Here is a 19,070-nt window from a genome sequence, read left to right as displayed (position 1 = left end):
TCGCAAACATGCCGGTGTCCGATTCGGATGCATCGCCCGGGGGGGAATGCTGATGGCACTGAGTATCCTCGACGCTGTCACGCGCGAGCTCACCTTATTCGCAGCGATCTTTCTCGCGATCGGCGGAATAGATGATCTCGTCGTCGATCTGCTTTTTCTCTACAATTGTATCGGAAAACGCAGGGGGAGTGGGGCCTCTATTTTTGAAAGCCCCATGGTGGCGGCCGACCATCGTTTCGCTATCTTCGTACCCGCCTGGGACGAGTCGGCGGTCATCGCACCGATGCTGCGCTCGATGATCAACCGATGGAGGGACGGCCCTTACCGCATCTATGTCGGCACCTACCCCAACGATCCGCCCACCATCGCGGCGGTGCTCTCGCTGCGGGCGGACGATTCGCGCGTTCGGCTGGTGATCGGAGCACGTCCGGGCCCGACGACCAAGGCCGATTGCCTGAACACGCTCTGGGCAGCGCTGGAGCGGGACGAGGTCGCCGAGGGGGAAGCGTTCACCGCGGTGGTGCTGCATGACGCGGAAGACGTGGTGCACGCGCAGGAGCTCGCCGTCTATGCCGGTTGGATCGGCACCCATGGCGCCGTTCAGCTGCCGGTCGCGCCGCTCTGCCAGCCGGGATCGCGACTGGTCTCGGGCCATTATCTCGACGAATTCGCCCAATCGCATGGCGCGACGTTGCTGGTGCGGCAGATGCTGGGCGCGAGCTTGCCGCTTGCCGGGGTGGGGTGCGCGATTCGCTGCGACGTGTTGCGCCGGATTGCCGCGGTGCGCGGCATGCCGTTCGACGCGACGAGCCTGACCGAGGATTACGAGCTCGGCCTCAGCCTGCGTGCGCTCGGCACGCGCTGCGCCTTCGTGCGCGTCCCCGAACGTCCGGGTGGGACCCCGGTGGCCATCCGCGCCTATTTTCCGGCTACGGTGTCGGCGGCGGTGCGGCAAAAGGCACGGTGGATGGCCGGCATCGCACTGGCCGGCTGGGATCGGACGGGGTGGGGACGGCCATTGGACCTCGGGGACCATTGGATGCGGATGCGCGATCGCCGGGTGGCGCTGGCGATGCCGGTGCTCGCCATCGCCTATGCCGCGCTGGTCTGCTGGGGGCTGTCTTCGCTCTGCCACGCGTTGAGCGGTAGCCGGTCGCCCGCCCAGGACGGTCTGCTCGGGCAGCTGGTGGCGCTCAATCTGCTGCTGCTCGGCTGGCGCGTGGCGATGCGGACGGCGCTCGTCACGCGTCTCCACGGCTGGCGAGAGGCGCGCTGGGCCGTGCCGCGGATGGTGGTCGGCAACTATATCGGGCTGCTCGCGGCGCGGCGGGCGTTGTGGATCTATGTCGGCCTGCTCGCCGGTGCGCCGCTGCGCTGGGACAAAACCGCGCACCAGTTCCCCAGCGTTTCCTTCGATCCGCAATCGGCCGCTGCATGAACCGGGCGGGCCGCGGCAGACCGCTGCGGTTCGTCGGTCTGGTCGGGCTGGGCTGGATCGGGCTGCGATGCGTGCAATTATGGCCGCCAGCGGCGAACCCGGTTTCGATTCTTCCCCCGCGGCTGACGGGCAGCCCGGTGCTGGCGGCGCGCTTCGTGGCTCGGCCGATCCCGCACCAGCCCGATCCGGCCGTGCCGCACCGCGTGTCGAAGCCACGGGCGCCACCGCATCTCGCCGTCCGGCCCCTTGAGGGCGCGCGGCCCGGCTGGCCGATCCGCGCGCCCGACGCTGCCACACCGCCGCCGCCCGGAACCGAGGGGGCCGGCGCGGCATCGGCGCCGGGGGTGGTGGTCGCGCAAGCCTTTCCTGGACAGCGACTGGATCCTCCCGGGCCCCCGCCGCGACGGTGGAGCGGGAGCATGTGGCTGGCGCTACGACCCGGCCAGGGCATCGGCGCGGCGCCGGCGGCGGGGCAACTGGGCGGCAGCCAATATGGCGTGCGGGTGGTCCGCGCGCTGGATCGGCGGGGCAGGGTCGCGGCGGTTGGACGCCTTGCCGGACCCTTGCGCGGGCGGGGCGCGGAAGCCGCGTTCGGGTTCGAGTGGCGGCCGGCGCGCATGCCCTTGCGGATTGCCGTCGAAGAGCGCTTTGGCCTGGACGGCATCCATGGCGGGCCGGGTCTCGGTGCGGTGGCCGGCCTCACCCGCGAGCTCGCGGGCTTCCGGCTCGAAGCCTATGGCCAGGCCGGCGCGATCCTCCGCGCGCGGGTGGAGCCTTACGCAGACGGCGCGCTGCGGCTCGCGCGCACCGTTGCCGCTGGACGTAGGACGACGCTGGCGGCCGGCATCGGCAGCTGGGGTGCCGCGCAGCGCGGCGTGCAGCGGCTCGATATCGGACCGACATTGGTCACCAGCGTGCCGATCGGAGCGCTGCAGGCGCACATCGCGCTGGATTGGCGGCAGCGGATCGCCGGCAATGCCCGGCCAGGCTCCGGCATCGCACTCACCTTGGGCAGCGATTTCTAAGCCGAACGCCTCGCCGATCCCACCTTCTCCCTTTCGCAAGCCGGCACAAACCGGCTAGGCCTAGGGCCGCATGGATCTGTACCTTCCCATCGCCAATCTGTCGGTCAACGCGCTCGTGATCGTGGCGCTGGGGCTGGGCGTGGGGCTGCTCTCGGGCATGTTCGGCGTGGGCGGCGGATTTCTCACCACGCCGCTGCTGATCTTCTACGGCATCCCGCCCACCGTCGCGGCGGCCTCGGCGGCGAGCCAGGTGACCGGCGCCAGCGTCTCCGGCGTGTTCGCGCATTTCCGCCGCAACGGCGTCGACGTGCAGATGGGGGCGGTGCTCGTCGCCGGCGGCATCCTCGGCAGCCTGCTCGGCGGCTGGCTGTTCAAATTGCTGCAGGCGAGCGGCCAGATCGACGTGGTGATCGGCGTGCTCTACGTCCTCCTGCTCGGATCGATCGGCGGGCTGATGGCGAAGGAATCGGTCGGCGCGATCCGGGTATCGCGCGGCGCGCGGCCGCCCCGGGCGCGCAAGCGGCGACACCATCCGCTGGTTGCCTCGCTGCCCTTCCGCTGGCGCTTCTACGCCTCGGGCCTCTACATCTCGCCGCTGGCGCCGCTGCTGCTCGGCGTGTTCACCGGCGTGTTGACGATGCTGCTGGGGGTGGGCGGCGGCTTCATCCTGGTGCCGGCGATGCTCTACATCCTCGGCATGGGCACGCAGACGGTGGTCGGCACCTCGCTGTTCCAGACGCTGTTCACCACCGCGGTGGCGACGATGGTGCATGCGACGACGACCAAGGCGGTCGACATCGTGCTGGCGATCCTGCTGCTGCTCGGCTCGGTGGTCGGCGCGCAGCTCGGCGCGCGCTTCGCCGCCAAGGCCAAACCCGAATATCTCCGGCTGCTGCTCGCGGTGATCGTGCTGCTGGTTGCGGCGCGGATGCTGGCGGGTCTCGCCTGGCGCCCGGACGAGATCTATTCGGTGACGGCGGCGTGAGACGGGCGGGGGCGCTGGCGCTGCTCGCCCCCCTTCTGATGGGGCAGGCCAAGCCCGAGCTGGTGCCCGACGTATCCCAGCGCGACATCGAGATCGCCTACAGCTTCACCGGCGCCGAGCTGCTGCTGTTCGGCGCGATCCTCTATCCCGGCGGCCGTGCACCGGACGCGGGCGAGCGGCCCGCCGACATCGTCGTGGTGATCAAGGGGCCGACCGAATCGGTGGTGGTCCGCGAAAAGTCGAAGGTCGCGGGCATATGGGTCAATGCCGCGCAGATGCGCTATCGCTCGGCGCCGAGCTTCTACGCCATGGCCTCATCGGGGCCGATCCGCCAACTGGTCGACGAGCGGACGCGGGCGATCTACGAACTGGGGCTGGATAGCCTGCAGCTCTCCCCCGCCTCGGGCGCCACCCCGCAGATCCAGCAGCGCTTCGACAGCGGCTTCGTCGACCTCAAGCGGCGGACGGGGCTGTTCTACGAAGCGCCCGGTGCGGTGGAGATCACCGGCGGCGTGCTGTATCGGGCGCGGCTCACCATTCCTGCGCGGGTGCCGGTGGGGCGCTTCACCGCCGAAACCTTCTTGATCCGCGACGGCAGGGTGCTGGCGGCGGCGGTGCGGCCGATCGAGATCCGCAAATCGGGCTTCGAGCGCTTCGTCGCGACCAGCGCCGATCGCAACGCCATCGCCTATGGCCTCGTGGCGGTGGGCGTCGCGTTTCTGTTCGGCTGGGGGGCGGGGGCGCTCTGGCGCCGCTTCTGAGCGCACACACCCAAAATTTACCTCGTCCTGCGCATGCTGCCCCCGCCTTTTTGGGGGATGCACGATGGAAGGCCAGTTTCGCGTTGGTGGGTTCGAAGGAGAAGCGACGGGCGGCGGCGGCTTTTCCGCGGCGCGCATGCCTGGTGCCGCACGCGCGATCGGCGCGGTATTCGAGATCGCCGGCGCATCGAGCCAGGTGCTGCTCGATCTTGCCGAACTCGACGCGCTTGCCGGCAGCGGCGATGCCGCGCTCGCCAATGCCGGCCAGGTCGGCGCGCAGGTCAAGATCCGCGTCGGCAGTGCCTGGCTGATCGCCAGCATCCGCACCGCGCGGCTCGATCCCTCGGGTGCGCGCGTCGCGGCGGCGATCGATTTCCTCGGCGAGGGCGACGAGGAGAAGCTGACCGGCAAGCTCTACCGCTTCCGCCGCGGCGTCACCCGCTACCCGACGCCCGGTGCCGAGGTCTTCCCGGTCACCACCGCCGATCTCCGCCAGATCTACGCCGCCGACGAGCGCCCGCATATCGAGATCGGCACCGTTTACCCGACCAGGGACATCCGCGCCGCGCTCTATGTAGATGCGCTGCTCGGCAAGCATTTCGCGCTGCTCGGCTCGACCGGTACCGGCAAGTCGACGTCCGCAGCCCTTATTCTCCACCGCATCTGCGAGCTGGCGCCGCGGGGCCATGTCGTGATGATCGATCCGCACGGCGAATATGGCAGCGCCTTCCAGCACAACGGCGCGCTGTTCGACGTGTCGAACCTCCAGCTCCCCTATTGGCTGATGAACTTCGAGGAACATTGCGAGGTGTTCCTCACCAGCGAGGGCAGCGACCGGCAGGTGGATGCCGACATCCTCGCCAAGTGCCTGCTCGCCGCGCGCTCGAAGAATCGGATCGGGCAGGAGATCGGCAAGCTCACCGTCGATGCGCCGGTGCCCTATCTGCTCTCGGACCTGACCAACGCGCTCACGCTCGAAATGGGCAAGATGGACAAGGCGACCGACACGGCGCCCTATCTCCGCCTCAAGAGCAAGATCGACGAGGTGAAGGGCGACCCCCGCTACGCCTTCATGTTCTCCGGCATGCTGGTGGCGGACACGATGGCGGCGTTCCTGTCGCGCATCTTCCGCCTGCCCGGCGACGGCAAGCCGATCTCGATCATCGACGTGTCGGGCGTGCCCAACGAGATCACGAGCGTCGTCGTCGCGGTGCTCAGCCGGATGGTGTTCGATTATGCGATCTGGTCGCGTGGCGAAGCAAAGCGGCCGGTGCTGCTCGTCTGCGAGGAGGCGCACCGCTATGTGCCCAACGAACGCAATGCCGATGGCTCGTCGGTGGGGCGGATCCTCAGCCGCATCGCCAAGGAAGGGCGCAAATATGGCGTGTCGCTGGGGCTGATCACCCAACGCCCATCGGATTTGGCCGAGGGCGTGCTCTCGCAGTGCGGCACCATCCTCTCGATGCGGCTCAACAACGAGCGCGACCAGGCCTTCGTCCGCGCGGCGATGCCGGAAGGCGCGCGGGGGTTCCTCGACGCGATCCCGGCGCTGCGCAACCGCGAATGCATCGCGGTGGGTGAGGGCGTCGCGACCCCGGTGCGGCTGCTGTTCGACGATCTGGAGCCCGCCAAACGCCCGGCCTCGGACGATCCGCTCTTCTCCGAGCTGTGGCGCGAAGTCGGCGGCGAAGAGGCGATGCTGGAGCGGACGATCCGCCGCTGGCGCTCGCAGGGGCGGTAACGCCTACTCGGCTTCTTCCTTCTGCGCACCATGGCCGACCGGGACCGCCATCAGGCCGTGCAGCCTGGCGCGGAACGCACCGAGCGCACCGCCTGCAAGGCGCCGTACCGACGTGAAAGACACCGCGCGCGGATTGACCGCCACGCCGTTGCGGGTCGTCTCGAAATGGAGGTGCGGGCCGGTCGACAGGCCCGAATTGCCGCTGCGGCCGATCTGCTGGCCCTTGCGCACCGACTGGCCGGGGTGGACCATCACCTTGCTCAGATGCGCATAGCCGGTGGCGAAGCCGCCGCCATGATCGATGCGCACGAGGTTGCCATAGCCCGAGGCGCCGCCCGCCACGCGCACCACCCCGTCGACTGCGGCAAAGACCGGCGAGCCATAAGGCGCGGCGATGTCGATGCCCTTGTGCATCCGGGTGAAGCCGAGGATCGGATGCATCCGCATGCCGAAGGCCGAGGAGAAGCGGCCGTTGACCGGCATCGTCATCATGCCGGTCTTGCTGCCGGTGCCGCTGGCATCGAACCATTCGGTCTTGCCGTCGCTCTCCCAGGGGGCGAGCTGGACGCCGTTGGCGCAGCCGGTGACGCCGGCATACATCAGCTGGCCGTACTGGACCTCGCCGGTCGCGGCACGTGCCTGGCCGAGGATCAGGTCGAACTTGCAGGACGATCCCAGCTTGGACACCGAGACCCGGCTGGCGAGCGTGCGCAGGAAGGTCTCGACCGCCTTGGCCGGGGCGCCGGCAGCGCGGGCGGAGCGGTAGAGGCTCGACCCGATCAGCCCCTGCACGCGCAGCGGCGTATGGTCGATCGCAATCGGGATGGACTTGATGGCGAGCGCGGCCCCGGTGCGGACCACCTCGATCCGGCGATCGAACGCGGCGCGGAAGGCCAGCTTTTCGAGCGGGCGCGGCTGCGACGTGTCCGTGCGGCGGCCCAGCGTCATTTCCAGCACGGTGTTGCGCTGGATCTGGCCGAGCGGCATCGCGCCGGAAACGAGGCTGGCAACGATGCCCGCATCCGCCTCGCCCACGCCCGAGCGCTGCAGCACGCCGCGCAGCATCGTCCCGCTGGCGAGCCGCGCTTCATGCTCGATGACCGGGCGTTCGGGCGTGTCGGTGAGCGGCTTGACCAGGCTGGTCGCGGCGACATGGACGCCGGTGCGCGATCCCTTGGCAAGCGGCGCGATCGCTTGCGCCTGCTGCGCCTGCTCCGCCTCGCCGGTCAGCGGCGCGGGGAGGATGCCCGCGATCGGCCGGTCGAAGCCCGGCGACAGCATCCAGGTGGCGGCACACAGCGCAGCGCAGGTCGCGGCGCCGCGGAACCAGGTCGGAGAGCCGATGTCCGCCCCGAGGTCGGGCACCAGATCCAGCGTCGCCAGCCGCTTGCCGATCCGCGTGGGGACGACGGCCGGTATCGCGCGCGCCAGGCCACCGCCGCCGCCGGCAAGGCCCGAGCCATGATCGTCGCGAAAGAACAAGCCGTGCTGCCCCTAAGACCCGATTGCGCGCGGCAAGAAGCGGCGCGTCCATCAAATCACTCTGGAATCACGGTCTTAAAGTCAAATTAAGTTAGCCGCCCGGTGATGCCGCACGCGCTCACCCGTGCAGCGGCTGCGGCGAAACGGCCGGATCGGGCGCAACCGTCACGAAGTCGTGGAAAAGCGGCGGCAAGGAGTTGCCTAATGCCGCGCGGGCGCCGATCTTGGATTCGACATGAGCCAGTTCGCCCGTTCGCCCGTCACGGCAGTGCTGGGGCCCACCAACACCGGCAAGACCCACCTCGCCGTCGAGCGGATGTGCGGCCATGCCAGCGGCATGATCGGCTTCCCGCTACGGCTGCTGGCGCGCGAGGTGTATGATCGGGTCGTCCGGATGAAGGGCCCGACCGAAGTCGCGCTGATCACCGGCGAGGAAAAAATCCTGCCGCCGAAGGCGCGCTGGTTCTGCTGCACGGCCGAGAGCATGCCGCTGGAGCGCGAGACGGCGTTCGTGGCGCTCGACGAGGCGCAGCTCGGCGCCGATCCGGAGCGCGGCCACGTCTTCACCGATCGGCTGCTGCGCGCTCGCGGCCGCGAGGAGACGATGATCCTCGGCTCGGACAGCCTGCGGCCGATGCTCAAGGCGCTGGTGCCGGAGGCGGAGATCGTCGGCCGTCCGCGCTTCTCGACGCTCAGCTATGCCGGCGCCAAGAAGCTTTCCCGTCTGCCGCGCCGCTCGGCGATCGTCGCCTTCTCGGCTGAGGAAGTCTATGCCGTGGCCGAGGCGCTGCGGCGCTTACGCGGCGGTGCTGCGGTGGTGATGGGCGCGCTCAGCCCCCGTACTCGCAATGCGCAAGTCGCGATGTTCCAGGCCGGCGAGGTCGATTATCTCGTCGCCACCGACGCGATCGGTATGGGGCTCAACATGGACGTCCACCATGTCGCCTTCGCCTCGCTCCACAAGTTCGACGGGCGGCGCCAGCGCCGGCTGACCATCGCCGAGATGGCGCAGATCGCCGGCCGCGCCGGGCGTCACCAGAAGGACGGCACCTTCGGTGCGCTCCACGCGGAAGGGCCGAGCGCGTTCACGCCCGAGGAGGTGCTGGCGATCGAGGGGCACCAGGTGCCCAGGCTCGAGCATCTCTACTGGCGCGACGGCGAGCCCGATTTCGCCAGTATCGACGCGCTGATCGGCAGCCTGGAGCGCAAGCCCGACGCCGAGGTGTTGCGTGCTGCCCCCCAGGCGACCGATCTCGCCGTGCTCAAGCGGCTGGCCGAGGAAAGCTGGGTCCGCGACCGCGTCCGGCACCCGCGCATGGTCGCGCGGTTGTGGGCGGCGTGCGGGCTGCCCGATTTTCGCAAGCTCGGCGTCGATCCGCATGCGCGCTTCGTAGGGCGGCTTTTCGGACACCTCTCCGAGGGCCGCGGGCATGTGCCGCACCAATGGTTCGCCGACGAGATCCAGCGGCTCGACAATATGGGCGGCGATGTCGAGACGCTCGCCGGCCGCATCGCCGCGGCGCGCAGCTGGGCCTATATCGCGCATCGTGCCGATTGGCTGGAGCAACCCGCCCACTGGGCCGAGCGCACCCGCGCCATCGAGGAGAAGCTCTCCGATGCGCTCCACGCCAGCCTCACCCAGCGTTTCGTCGACAAACGCACGACGGTGCTGCTCCGCCAGATCGGCGCCGATGCCTCGAACCTGCCGGTGACGATCGGGGCCGAGGGCGAAGTGAGCGTGGAGGAGCATCCGCTCGGCACGCTGCAGGGCTTCCGCTTCACCGTCGCCGCCGAGGCGCGGGCGGGCGACAAACGCATGCTGCTCGCCGCTGCAGAGAAAAGACTGGCGGGCGAGTATCGTCGGCGCGGTTGGGCACTGGCAGAGGCGCCCGATGCGGAGCTTGCGCAGGTCGGTACCGCGCTCCACTGGCGCGGGCACGACGTCGCGCTGCTCAAGCCCGGCGCGAATCTGGTGCGGCCGCGCGTGCAGCTGGATCGCGCGCTCGATGTGCTCGATCCGCAGGCGAAGGCTGCCGTGCAGGCGCGGCTGGAGCGCTGGTTTGCCGAGCGGGTCGCGGCCGATCTGCCGGTGCTCGCCAAGCTGGATGCGATCACCCGCGAAGAAGCGGCTGGGGCACCGTTGCGTGCGCTGGCCAATGCGCTGTTGGAGCAGGGCGGGCTGCTGCCGCGCCGTGCAGCCGGGTCAATGCTCGAAGCACTGGACGGGCCTGCCCGACATCGGCTGCGCAAGATAGGCATGACGATCGGTACGCTCGATGTGTTCGCGCCCTCGCTGCTCAAGCCGCGTGCCGCGGCCCGGCGCCGCGCGCTGATGGGGCTGGAGCAGGGGCCGCCCGATGCCGCCGTGGTGCTGCCGCGCGACGCCAAGGGGGCCGATCTCGTCCACGGCTTCCGCCCGTTCGGTGCGCAGGCGGTGCGTGTCGACCTGGTCGAGCGCATTGCGCGTGCGGCGCACGAGGCGCGCCAGGGTCGCAAGCCCTTCGCCCCCGATCCGGCGCTCGCCACCTCGATCGGCCTCAAACCCGAGACGATCGCCCGGCTGATGGCGCAGATGGGTTTCCGTACCGCACGCGGCGATGCCGATGCACCGCAGCGCTGGATCTGGCAGGGCCTTACCCCGCTCGCCAAACCCAAGCCGGTGGCGGTGCCCGGCAATGCCTTCGCGGCGCTGGCGGCGCTCCGCAATGGCTGAGCCTTCGGGGCACGGACCCGCGATGCGGCTGGATCGCTTCCTCTGGTATGCGCGGATCGTGAAGACGCGCAGCGCGGCGCAGGCGTTGTGCGAAAAGGGGCTGCTGCGGATCGACGGCCGCCGGGTGGAGCGTTCCGCCGCTTCGGTGCGGGTGGGGTCGATTCTCGCCTTCCCGATCCAGGGCAGGGTGCGCGTGCTGCGCGTGGAGGCGCTGCCGATCCGGCGCGGGCCGCCGGGCGAGGCGCGGCTATGCTACGAGGATCTCGTCACCGATCGGGACGTTCAGCCCCTGTACCCTGATTGACGTGCGCGCCCTGCGCGCATAGCAGGGCCCCGCATTGATCGTTCGCAACCAAGGACCGTTTCCCAAATGACCTATGTCGTCACCGACGCATGCATCCGGTGCAAGTACATGGACTGTGTCGAGGTCTGTCCGGTCGACTGTTTCTACGAGGGCGAGAACATGCTCGTCATCAACCCCAGCGAATGCATCGATTGCGGCGTGTGCGAGCCGGAATGCCCGGCCGAGGCGATCCTGCCCGATACCGAGAACGGCCTGGAAAAGTGGCTGGAGCTCAACCGCACCTATTCCGAGCAGTGGCCGAACATCACCACCAAGGGTGAAGCGCCGGCCGATGCCGATGCGATGAAGGCCGAGACCGACAAGTTCGACAAATATTTCTCGGCAAATCCCGGCACCGGCGACTGACCCCCGGCGGGCAGTGCCCGCCGCGACGGCCCCGAAATGGAGCATGGCGCAGGGATTTATGCGCCGTGCGCGTGACCTTTCACTGGTAATTTTATTACGAGCGTGTTAAATAGCGCGGGACGAAGGCAGAAAGACTCGCTTTCGCCCGGAGACGCTAGCGTATGCCCCGTGTTCCCTCGTCCGCCGCGCCAAGCGCGCCTGGATGGGTTCCACAATCCAACCGGGGCCGGTAATTCACGAAAGGTTCCTCGCACATGGCTGCCAAGGCGCTGTCCTTCGATGTCGGCGATTATGTCGTTTACCCCAAGCACGGCGTGGGCCGTGTGATCGAGCTGCAAAAGCAGGAAATTGCTGGAATGCAGCTCGAGCTTTACGTCCTGCGTTTCGAAAAAGAGAAGATGACGCTCCGCGTGCCGACCAACAAGGCCGAGAGCGTGGGCATGCGCAAGCTTTCCAGCGACAAGACGCTTCGCGAAGCGCTCGATACGCTGAAGGGCAAGCCCAAGGTCAAGCGTACCATGTGGTCGCGCCGCGCCCAGGAATATGAAGCCAAGATCAACTCGGGCGACCTCGTGTCGATCGCCGAAGTGGTCCGCGACCTGTTCCGTGCCGACGATCAGCCCGAGCAGAGCTATTCCGAGCGCCAGATCTTCGAAGGCGCGGCCAGCCGCCTCGCCCGCGAACTGGCGGCGATGGAAGAGATCGACGAGCCGGCGGCGCTGGAGAAGATCCTGGATATCCTGCGCAAGGCCGCAGCGATCCACAACAAGGACAAGGTTCCCGCCTGACGGCGAGGACCCGAAGGGTCGGATCAAAAGGGGGCGGAGCCACGGGCTCGCGCCCCCTTTTCGTTACGCCCGGATCGTGTATTATGGCTACAACACACGATCCGGGAGGTTTTTCATGCGTCCGTTGCTCGCCCTCGTCCTGCTCCCGCTCGCCGCGGCGTGCCATACCAGCTGGAGCGACAACAAGGGTACGCCCGCCGAAGCCAGCGGCACCGGCACGACCCGCAGCTTCGCCGCACGGGATTTCACCGGCGTCGCGCTGAAGGGTTCGGACGATGTCGACGTGCGAACCGGCGCAGACTTTTCGGTCCAGGCGGAGGGCGACCCGGCGGTGCTCGATCAGCTCGACATCCGTCTCGACGGCAAGACGCTCAATATCGGCCGCAAGAATCGCGCCGGCATCCTATGGGACAAGGGCGGCGCGCCCAAGATCCACGTTGTCCTGCCACGACTGGCAAACGCCACCGTGGCCGGTTCGGGCACGATGCGGGTGACCCGGGCGGAGGGAGCGTTCGAGGCGGTAGTCGCAGGCTCGGGCGACCTCGACATCGCTGCGCTTGCGACGACCAAGGCCTCGCTCTCGGTCGCAGGGTCCGGCAACATGACGGTGGCCGGCCGTACGGATGATCTGGACGTATCCGTTGCCGGTTCGGGTGACCTGCGCGGGCAGCAGCTTACCGCCAAGCGCGCCGACGTGTCCGTCGCGGGTTCGGGCAATGTGCGAGCTAACGTCGCCGGACCTGCCTCGGTCTCGATGGTCGGCTCGGGCGATGTCGAACTGCGGGGCGGGGCGCAGTGCAAGGTGAGCAAGATCGGCTCGGGCGAGGCGAAGTGCTCGTAAACGGACCGGGTGGCAGGGCGGCCGGGTAGCGCGACCGCCCTCTCCACAACTGCGAGTCCCTTTGCTTTTCCACCGCACGTCTGGCCTGCAAGACACAGGTTGCGATGCGCCAAATCTGCATGATTCCAAGGGCAAATCCCGCGTCCTCGCCAAGTCGGCTCTATAAAGTTGGCTTGGGATAGATGGACATGAGCAGCTGCTCAGCGCTGGGGGTTCGCGGTGATTGCCTTTTCGAATTTGAAGATTCAGCTGAAGATTCTGCTGCTCTTGGCGGCGCTGGCGGTGGTGACCTTGGGTGTCGCCTGGATCGGCGGTCGGAACGTGATGACGGCCGACAGCAGCTATAGCAACATCGTCGACAACCAGCTGCCGGATACGGTCAAGCTCGTCCGCACCTCGCGGTTGGCGACGGCGATGATCTACGACGGCTACAAGACCATGTCCTATGACGGCGGGTCTGCTGCGGCACGTGCCGCCGCCGACGACGAGAAGGACGTCTACACCAAGGCGGCCGACATCCTCGACGCGGTGGTGAAAAAGGAACCCGATCAGGCCGCCGCGCTGACCCCGATCCGCGCACAGCTCGATGCGCTGCATGCAAAGCTGCAGAAAGCCATCGCGCTGGGTCTTCGGAACGACGACGCCGCCGCACAGCGCGAGCTTGCCAGCTCAGACGACGTGGCGACGCAGATCATCAGCACGCTCGTCAAGATCAACGATCGTCGGGTGGTGGATGCCCAGCACATTTCGAACGGGCTCAGCGCCGGCTCAGAGTCGCTGCAGACCATGCTGCTGCTGTCCGCCGTGGCCGCCATCGTTGTCGCCATGGGTATCGCCGCCTGGGTATCGAAGGCGCAGATCGTCAGCCCGCTGGCGCGGCTGCAGGATGCGATGCGGGCGCTGGCCGCCGGCAATCACGCAGCCGAGGTGCCGGGCATCGATCGTGGCGACGAGGTCGGCGCGATGGCCAAATCGGTGCTCGTGTTCAAGCAAGTGGCAGTCGAGCAGGCTGCGAGCGCCAAGGCCAAGGCGATCAGCGATGCCGCGCAGCAGCTGGTCGTCGAGACGCTCGAGGAGCGCCTCAAGCGTCTGGCGGATGGCGACCTCACCGCATCGATCGACACGCCGTTCGCGCCCGAATATGCCGTGGTCCGCGACAACTTCAACGCCGCCATCGCCGCGCTGCGCGAGCTGATCGCATCGGTGATCGAAAGCGCCGAGACGATTTCCACCGGTTCGGCCGAGATCGCCCAGGCCGGCGAGGATCTCGCGCGTCGCACCGAGGGGGCGGCGGCCAGCCTGGAAGAGACGTCGGCGGCCGTTACCGAGATGAACCAGCGCATCAAGAACACCGCGACCGCTGCCGTGCAGACGGTGGAGCGGGCGAATGGCGCCATCGGCGTGGTGGATTCGGGCCGCAGTGTTGCCGACGAGGCGATGCAGGCGATGACTCGGGTTTCCGAAAGCGCCAAGGGCATCGACAATGTGATCGAGGGCCTGGACAAGATCGCCTTCCAGACCCGCGTGCTTGCAATGAACGCGGCCGTCGAGGCGGGGCGGGCCGGCGAGGCCGGCCGCGGCTTCGCAGTGGTTGCGGATCTCGTCTCGGCGCTGGCGATGCGGGCGGAAGAGGAGGCCGGCCGCGCCCGCGATCAGCTTACCGCCACCCAGGCCGATGTTACCGAGGCGGCGGAAATGGTTCGTCGTGTCGACCAGGCGCTCGGCGCGATCGTCGGCGATGTGAACGAGGTGCACGGGCTGCTCGAGACGATGGCCACCGACAACCAGGCGCAGGCGTCGACCGTGAGTCAGGTGGCCACCGCCATCGGCAGCATCGATCAGATGACCCAGCAGAACGCCGCGATGGTGGAGCAGACCTCCGCCGCTGCCCGCAATCTCGCTTCGGAGGTCGGCTCGCTCAAGGCACAGGCGATGCGCTTCAACACCGGCGGCCGACGTCCGGCATCGCCCAGCCCGGCCGTGCGCCGCGAAAGCGCCGCGGCGGCGCCGCGTCCCCCGCGGGCCAAGTCTGTCGCCGAAGTGCGCAGCAGCACGGTCGACGCATCGGACTGGGCGAGCTTCTGACCGCCCGCTAGCAAGGGACGGAGCTCAGGCTGCCAGCGGGAACCGCAGCAGCTTGCGCTCCGTCGCCACCAGCGCCTCGGCGCCGGGGCCCACGGCGCGGACGATCTCCGGATGTCCCGCGTCTAGCCCGCCGGTAAGCGCACCAAAGGCGGGCAGGATCAGCTTGGTGCCGGTCGCCACGAAGCAACGCCGGGCGACATGGCGCCCGCGCACGGTGAGGCGCAGCTTGGGGTGGAAGTGGCCGGATAGTTCCGGCCGCGGCTCGCCGGCCTCGGCTTCGTGGCGCAGCACCAGGCCATCGACCTCGGCCTCCTCGTGCACCACCCCGCCGCAATGATCGACCAGCACCGAGTCATGGTTGCCGGTGATCCAGTGCCAGGCGAGGCCGCCGGTCAGCGCCGTCAGCATCGCGCGGGCCTGCGCGGGCAGCCGCTCGCAGCCTTCGACGTCGTGGAAACTGTCGCCCAGGCACCAGAGCTCGATCGGCGCCACCCGCTCGAGCAACGCGGTAAGCGCCGATAGCGTCGCCAGCGTGTCATAGGGCGGCAGCATCTGGCCGCCGAGCGCGAACCAGCTCGCCTTCTCGAAATGCAAGTCGGCGACGAGCAGCGCCCGCCGTGCCGGCCAGTAGAGCGCGCCTTCAGGCAGCGCGCGAAAGTCATGGCCGGCGAACGAAAGGGGAACCATGGGTCTGCTATCCCGCTTCCGTTCGCCGGCGTCAATGCTGATCAGGCGGCGACCGTCGCGCGCTCGACTGCGGCCGTCTCGCCGAGAGCCCCCAGGATGCGCACCCAGGAGCGGATGCCCTTGTGGAAGCTCTTCAGCTCGTACTTCTCGTTGGGCGAGTGGATATTGTCATCGGGCAGCGCGAAGCCGACCATCACGCTGTCCATACCCAGGATCGAGCGGATCGAGTTGACCACCGGGATCGAGCCGCCGCAGCCGAGCAGCGCGGACTTGCCCCATTCGGCATCGAGCGCACCCTGCGTCGCCGCGAGCGGACCGCTGTCGCTCGCCAGGCTGATCGCGAAGCTGCCGGGGCCGCGGGTGACGAACTCGGCCGAGCAATCCTCGGGCAGGCGGGTGCGGACATGGGTCTGGAAGGCCTCCCACACCTGGTCCGGATCCTGGGTGCCGACCAGCCGGAAGCTCACCTTGGCGTGCGCTTCGGCGGGGATCACCGTCTTGAAGCCCTCGCCGGTATAGCCGCCCCACATGCCGTTGATCTCGGCGGTCGGGCGCGACCAGACCTGCTCGAGCACGGTCCTGCCCGCCTCGCCCGCGGGCACGCGCAGGCCGATCTCGCCGAGGAATTCGCCCGCATCGAAGCCGAGCTTGTTCCAGCTCTCCAGCACGGTCGGATCGGTATCCGGCACGCCGTCATAGAAGCCGTCGAGCGTAACCCGGCCGTCTGCGTCCTTCATCTCGCCGAGGATGCCCGCGAGCAGCTGGAGCGGGTTGCGCGCCGCACCGCCGTACAGGCCCGAGTGGAGGTCGCGCGAGGGGCCGCGCACCGTCACCTGGCCCGCGGCCATGCCGCGCAGGCCGATGGTGATGCCGGGGGTGTCGCGGTCCCACATCAGCGTGTCGCAGATCAGCGCGAAGTCGGCCTTCAGCTCTTCGGCATGAGCGTGGAGGAAGGGCTCCAGGCTCGTCGAGCCCGATTCTTCCTCGCCCTCGAACAGGATGGTGACGCGGCAGGGCAGGCGGCCCTCCGCTTCCTTCCATGCACGACAAGCCTCGACGAAGGTGCGCAGCTGGCCCTTGTCGTCCGAGGCGCCGCGGCCGACGATGGTCTTGGAGCCGTCGGCGCGGGTGTCGATCCACGGATCGAACGGGTCGCGCGTCCAGAGTTCGATCGGATCCACCGGCTGGACGTCGTAATGGCCGTAGAACAGCACGTGCGGCCCGTCGCCGTCATGGTGCGCGACAACCATCGGATGCCCCGGCGTATCGGCGACGCGCGCCGCGAAGCCGAGGTCCGCCAGCTCGGCGGCGAGCTGTTCGGCGGCGCGGCGGCAGTCGGCGGCATAGGCCGGATCGGTGGAGATGGAGGGCACGCGCATCAGCGCGGCGAGGCGCTCGATGCTGGAATCGAGCTGCGCATCGGCGATCGCAAGGACGGAGTCGGTCATGGAGCTGCAGCTATGCCTCGCCGCGCCCGCCCGCAACCCCGGCAGAGGTACAGCCTGTCTCGGAAGCGTGCCGAAAGGGTTGCCGCTCCCCGGACGCTCTGAGATAAACGCGGCCGGGGAAGGGACCGCGTGACAACGACAGGGATCGAGGCGAACGCGCGCTACGGCGCCTTCATCAGCTACAATCACGCCGATCGGGCCCGCGCGCGCTGGCTGCACCGCGCGCTGGAGCGCTATCGCATTCCCGCCAAGCTGGTCGGGCGCGAGGCGGCGTTCGGGCCGGTGCCGCGGCGGCTGGGGCGCATCTTCCGCGATCTCGACGAACTTTCCGCCGCCAGCGACCTGAGCGCCGAGGTGCGCGCGGCGCTGGCCGACTCCGCCTGCCTGATCGTCGTCTGCACCCCAGCGGGGGCCGCCTCGCAATGGGTGGCGCGCGAGATCGCGCTGTTCCGCGAACTCCATCCCGATCGCCCGGTGCTTGCCGCGCTGTTCGCCGGTGAACCGGCCGAGGCGCTGCCGCTGCCGCTGCGACGCACCGCCGAGGGTGCGGAGACCGAGCCGCTCGCCGCCGATTTCCGCGCGGGCAAGGATGGCAAGCGGCTGGCGCTGCTCAAGCTGGTCGCCGGCGCGGTGGGGGTGCCGCTCGACGCGCTGGTGCAGCGCGATGCGCAGGCGCGGGTGCGGCGCGTGACGGCCGTCACGGCGCTCGCGATTCTTTTGCTGCTAGCCATGGCCGGATTGACGATCCTGGCCGTGCGGGCCCGCGGGGAGGCGGAGGCTCGACGTGCCCAGGCGGAGGGGCTGGTGGAATTCATGCTGACCGATTTGCGGGGCCGGCTGAAAGAGGTCGGCCGGCTCGACGTGCTTCGGGAAGCCAATGCGCGCGCGCTGCGCTATTATGGCGAGCAGGATCTGGGGACGCTGCCCCCCGACGTCCTCGCCCGCCGCGCCCGCGCGATCATGACGATGGGCGAGGATGCGATGGAGGCCAAGGAGACCGCCCGCGCCCGCGCCGCCTTCCTCCAGGCCAACCGCATCACCCACGCGCTGATCGATCGCGAGCCGGATCAGTACGATATCGTGTTCGCGCATGCGCAGAGCGAGTTTTACCTTGGCCTGCTGCACTTCAAGGCTGGAGAACTGGCGGCGACGGAGCCGCATTTTGAGGCGTATGCCGCGCTGGCCCATCGGCTAATAGCACTTAATCCCGCCGATCCGCGCAGTGGGGAAGAAGCCTCTTACGCGGCCGGGAATCTATGTTCGCTGCGGATGGAGCAACGGGTAGCGGATAGGGTGGTCGCGCTCTGCAGCGAGGCTCTTCGCGTAACGGAGGCCTTGGCCCGGCATGAGCCAAATTCGGAGCAGCGCTGGCGCGATGTCGCCAATCGGCAGGGGTGGCTGGCCGATGCGTATGTCGTTGTCGGCAATGTGGATGCAGTGCTTGAGCTTCGGCGCCAGCAGATCGCGCTGCTTAACCGTCTTTTGGAGCAGGACCCGCAGAATGCCCGCAACCGGCGTATGCTGGTTTGGGCGGAACGAGCGCTCGCCGGCGTGCAGTATCGTCGCGGCGACATCGAGACGGCTCGACGCGGTATGCGTAAAGCCGTCGCAGACCTCCGTACAATGACGGAATTGGATACCAAAAATCAAGAACTCGCAGCTAGGTTGAAGGAGATGCAGGACGAGCTCCGAAAAATGGAAGGGAAAAATAAATGAACGGTCAATTTCCTCTGTCGATGCTCCCGCCATCTTCCATAAAGCTGATCAAGCGGTACCAGATTTTTGCTAGCAGCGCGGGCGGAAATCCGCTGAGTAATTTGAATTTTCTTATCGAAGGATATGAGGATGTTGATGAATTTGGCAACGGAAAGGAAGTGACTGCTACGGACGATTTTACCAAAATCGTCCGCGACTTCGTCGTCGCCCCGCCGAACATCAAGCCTGTCCTCGCCGGCCCGACGACTCCCCCTCCAACGCCGCTCGACATTGTCGTCCGTGAGCCTTGCTGCGTCATTTTCAAGCTGATCGGCAATTTTTGGGAATATACGCCCAACAGCTTGTATGTAAGCACCAAGCATGAATATCCGGATGGCAAGTATCGCCGTGCCTTCCCGCTGCTCGATAACAACGGCAGGATCGCTGCCGTCGGGTTTTTCGTCGAGTATGTCACCGATCCGCAGCACCGTAAGACGTGCGAAGGACTCAATCTTTACGTAGACTTTTTGCAAGGAGGAATGCGCATGCCGACGATCATCGATCCGGACGTCGAGAACCAGGGCAATCATCCGCCGAAGGATCCGAAGCCGCAGGAGCCCGGCGACAACGATTGAACGAGGCTTCGCTGCAACGCTTTAGGGGAGTATGCCG

The 19,070-nt window shown here is 68.1% G+C and carries 16 protein-coding genes; 13 read left to right on the top strand and 3 right to left on the bottom strand.

The genetic code is table 11. From position 1 onward, the window contains the following. Positions 1 to 46 precede the first annotated feature (46 nt). From ACTJKY_RS01195 to ACTJKY_RS01175, 5 genes are all read left to right on the top strand, one after another. Complete coding sequence (locus tag ACTJKY_RS01195) at positions 47 to 1,438, top strand: glycosyl transferase family protein (protein WP_440843653.1); 1,392 nt, start codon at positions 47 to 49, stop codon at positions 1,436 to 1,438. A gap of 419 nt (positions 1,439 to 1,857) precedes the next feature. Next, on the top strand, positions 1,858 to 2,463 hold the full coding sequence (locus tag ACTJKY_RS01190; RefSeq protein WP_440843652.1) for a hypothetical protein: 606 nt from the start codon (positions 1,858 to 1,860) through the stop codon (positions 2,461 to 2,463). 70 nt (positions 2,464 to 2,533) lie between these two features. Next, positions 2,534 to 3,448: a sulfite exporter TauE/SafE family protein gene (locus ACTJKY_RS01185; RefSeq protein ID WP_440843651.1), complete on the top strand. Its 915-nt coding sequence runs from the start codon at positions 2,534 to 2,536 to the stop codon at positions 3,446 to 3,448. 38 nt (positions 3,449 to 3,486) lie between these two features. Then, a complete protein-coding gene (locus tag ACTJKY_RS01180) occupies positions 3,487 to 4,209 on the top strand; it encodes a TIGR02186 family protein (RefSeq protein ID WP_440845199.1) in 723 nt (240 codons plus the stop codon). Positions 4,210 to 4,273: 64 nt separating this feature from the next. Then, the gene (locus tag ACTJKY_RS01175; protein ID WP_440843650.1) at positions 4,274 to 5,950 is read left to right on the top strand and encodes an ATP-binding protein; all 1,677 of its coding nucleotides are present in this window, start codon (positions 4,274 to 4,276) and stop codon (positions 5,948 to 5,950) included. A 3-nt stretch (positions 5,951 to 5,953) separates the two neighbouring features. Here ACTJKY_RS01175 and ACTJKY_RS01170 read toward each other — a convergent pair whose 3' ends face one another. Then, positions 5,954 to 7,432 carry a M23 family metallopeptidase gene (locus ACTJKY_RS01170; RefSeq protein ID WP_440843649.1) on the bottom strand — a complete coding sequence of 493 codons (1,479 nt, stop codon included), beginning with the start codon at positions 7,430 to 7,432 and terminating at the stop codon, positions 5,954 to 5,956. A 235-nt stretch (positions 7,433 to 7,667) separates the two neighbouring features. On the opposite strand from ACTJKY_RS01170, the gene ACTJKY_RS01165 reads away from it, so the two are divergent. The 6 genes from ACTJKY_RS01165 to ACTJKY_RS01140 all read left to right on the top strand — a co-directional run bounded on the left by ACTJKY_RS01165 (position 7,668) and on the right by ACTJKY_RS01140 (position 14,568). Beyond that, positions 7,668 to 10,145, top strand: coding sequence for a helicase-related protein (locus ACTJKY_RS01165; protein ID WP_440843648.1), 2,478 nt, complete (start codon positions 7,668 to 7,670; stop codon positions 10,143 to 10,145). Beyond that, positions 10,138 to 10,449: an RNA-binding S4 domain-containing protein gene (locus tag ACTJKY_RS01160; RefSeq protein WP_440843646.1), complete on the top strand. Its 312-nt coding sequence runs from the start codon at positions 10,138 to 10,140 to the stop codon at positions 10,447 to 10,449. Before ACTJKY_RS01165 ends, ACTJKY_RS01160 begins: the two co-directional genes overlap by 8 nt. Before the next feature lie 66 nt (positions 10,450 to 10,515). Next, entirely contained in the window at positions 10,516 to 10,854 is a 339-nt protein-coding gene (gene fdxA, locus ACTJKY_RS01155; RefSeq protein ID WP_440843645.1) for a ferredoxin FdxA, read from the top strand. 254 nt (positions 10,855 to 11,108) lie between these two features. Then, positions 11,109 to 11,642 (top strand): CarD family transcriptional regulator, encoded by a 534-nt coding sequence (locus ACTJKY_RS01150; protein ID WP_066722729.1) that lies wholly within the window; start codon positions 11,109 to 11,111, stop codon positions 11,640 to 11,642. 115 nt (positions 11,643 to 11,757) lie between these two features. Next, on the top strand, positions 11,758 to 12,483 hold the full coding sequence (locus ACTJKY_RS01145) for a head GIN domain-containing protein (protein ID WP_440843644.1): 726 nt from the start codon (positions 11,758 to 11,760) through the stop codon (positions 12,481 to 12,483). Positions 12,484 to 12,720: 237 nt separating this feature from the next. Next, positions 12,721 to 14,568 (top strand): methyl-accepting chemotaxis protein, encoded by a 1,848-nt coding sequence (locus ACTJKY_RS01140; protein ID WP_440843642.1) that lies wholly within the window; start codon positions 12,721 to 12,723, stop codon positions 14,566 to 14,568. Positions 14,569 to 14,592: 24 nt separating this feature from the next. Here the strand turns inward: ACTJKY_RS01140 and pdeM are convergent, their stop codons facing one another. Continuing rightward, positions 14,593 to 15,255 carry a ligase-associated DNA damage response endonuclease PdeM gene (pdeM, locus tag ACTJKY_RS01135; RefSeq protein WP_440843641.1) on the bottom strand — a complete coding sequence of 221 codons (663 nt, stop codon included), beginning with the start codon at positions 15,253 to 15,255 and terminating at the stop codon, positions 14,593 to 14,595. Between the two features lie 41 nt (positions 15,256 to 15,296). Continuing rightward, a complete protein-coding gene (locus ACTJKY_RS01130) occupies positions 15,297 to 16,703 on the bottom strand; it encodes a M20/M25/M40 family metallo-hydrolase (RefSeq protein WP_440843640.1) in 1,407 nt (468 codons plus the stop codon). 129 nt (positions 16,704 to 16,832) lie between these two features. Between ACTJKY_RS01130 and ACTJKY_RS01125 the strand changes: the two genes are divergently transcribed. Together ACTJKY_RS01125 and ACTJKY_RS01120 are read left to right on the top strand one after the other, a co-directional pair. Next, on the top strand, positions 16,833 to 18,419 hold the full coding sequence (locus ACTJKY_RS01125; RefSeq protein WP_440843638.1) for a toll/interleukin-1 receptor domain-containing protein: 1,587 nt from the start codon (positions 16,833 to 16,835) through the stop codon (positions 18,417 to 18,419). Beyond that, positions 18,416 to 19,033: a nucleotide synthetase gene (locus ACTJKY_RS01120; RefSeq protein ID WP_440843636.1), complete on the top strand. Its 618-nt coding sequence runs from the start codon at positions 18,416 to 18,418 to the stop codon at positions 19,031 to 19,033. Before ACTJKY_RS01125 ends, ACTJKY_RS01120 begins: the two co-directional genes overlap by 4 nt. The last annotated feature ends 37 nt before the right edge of the window (positions 19,034 to 19,070 follow it).

The sequence above is a fragment of the Sphingomonas sp. 22176 genome, assembly GCF_052045505.1.
GTDB lineage: Bacteria > Pseudomonadota > Alphaproteobacteria > Sphingomonadales > Sphingomonadaceae > Sphingomonas.
This window is presented reverse-complemented; position numbering and strand designations above follow the sequence as displayed.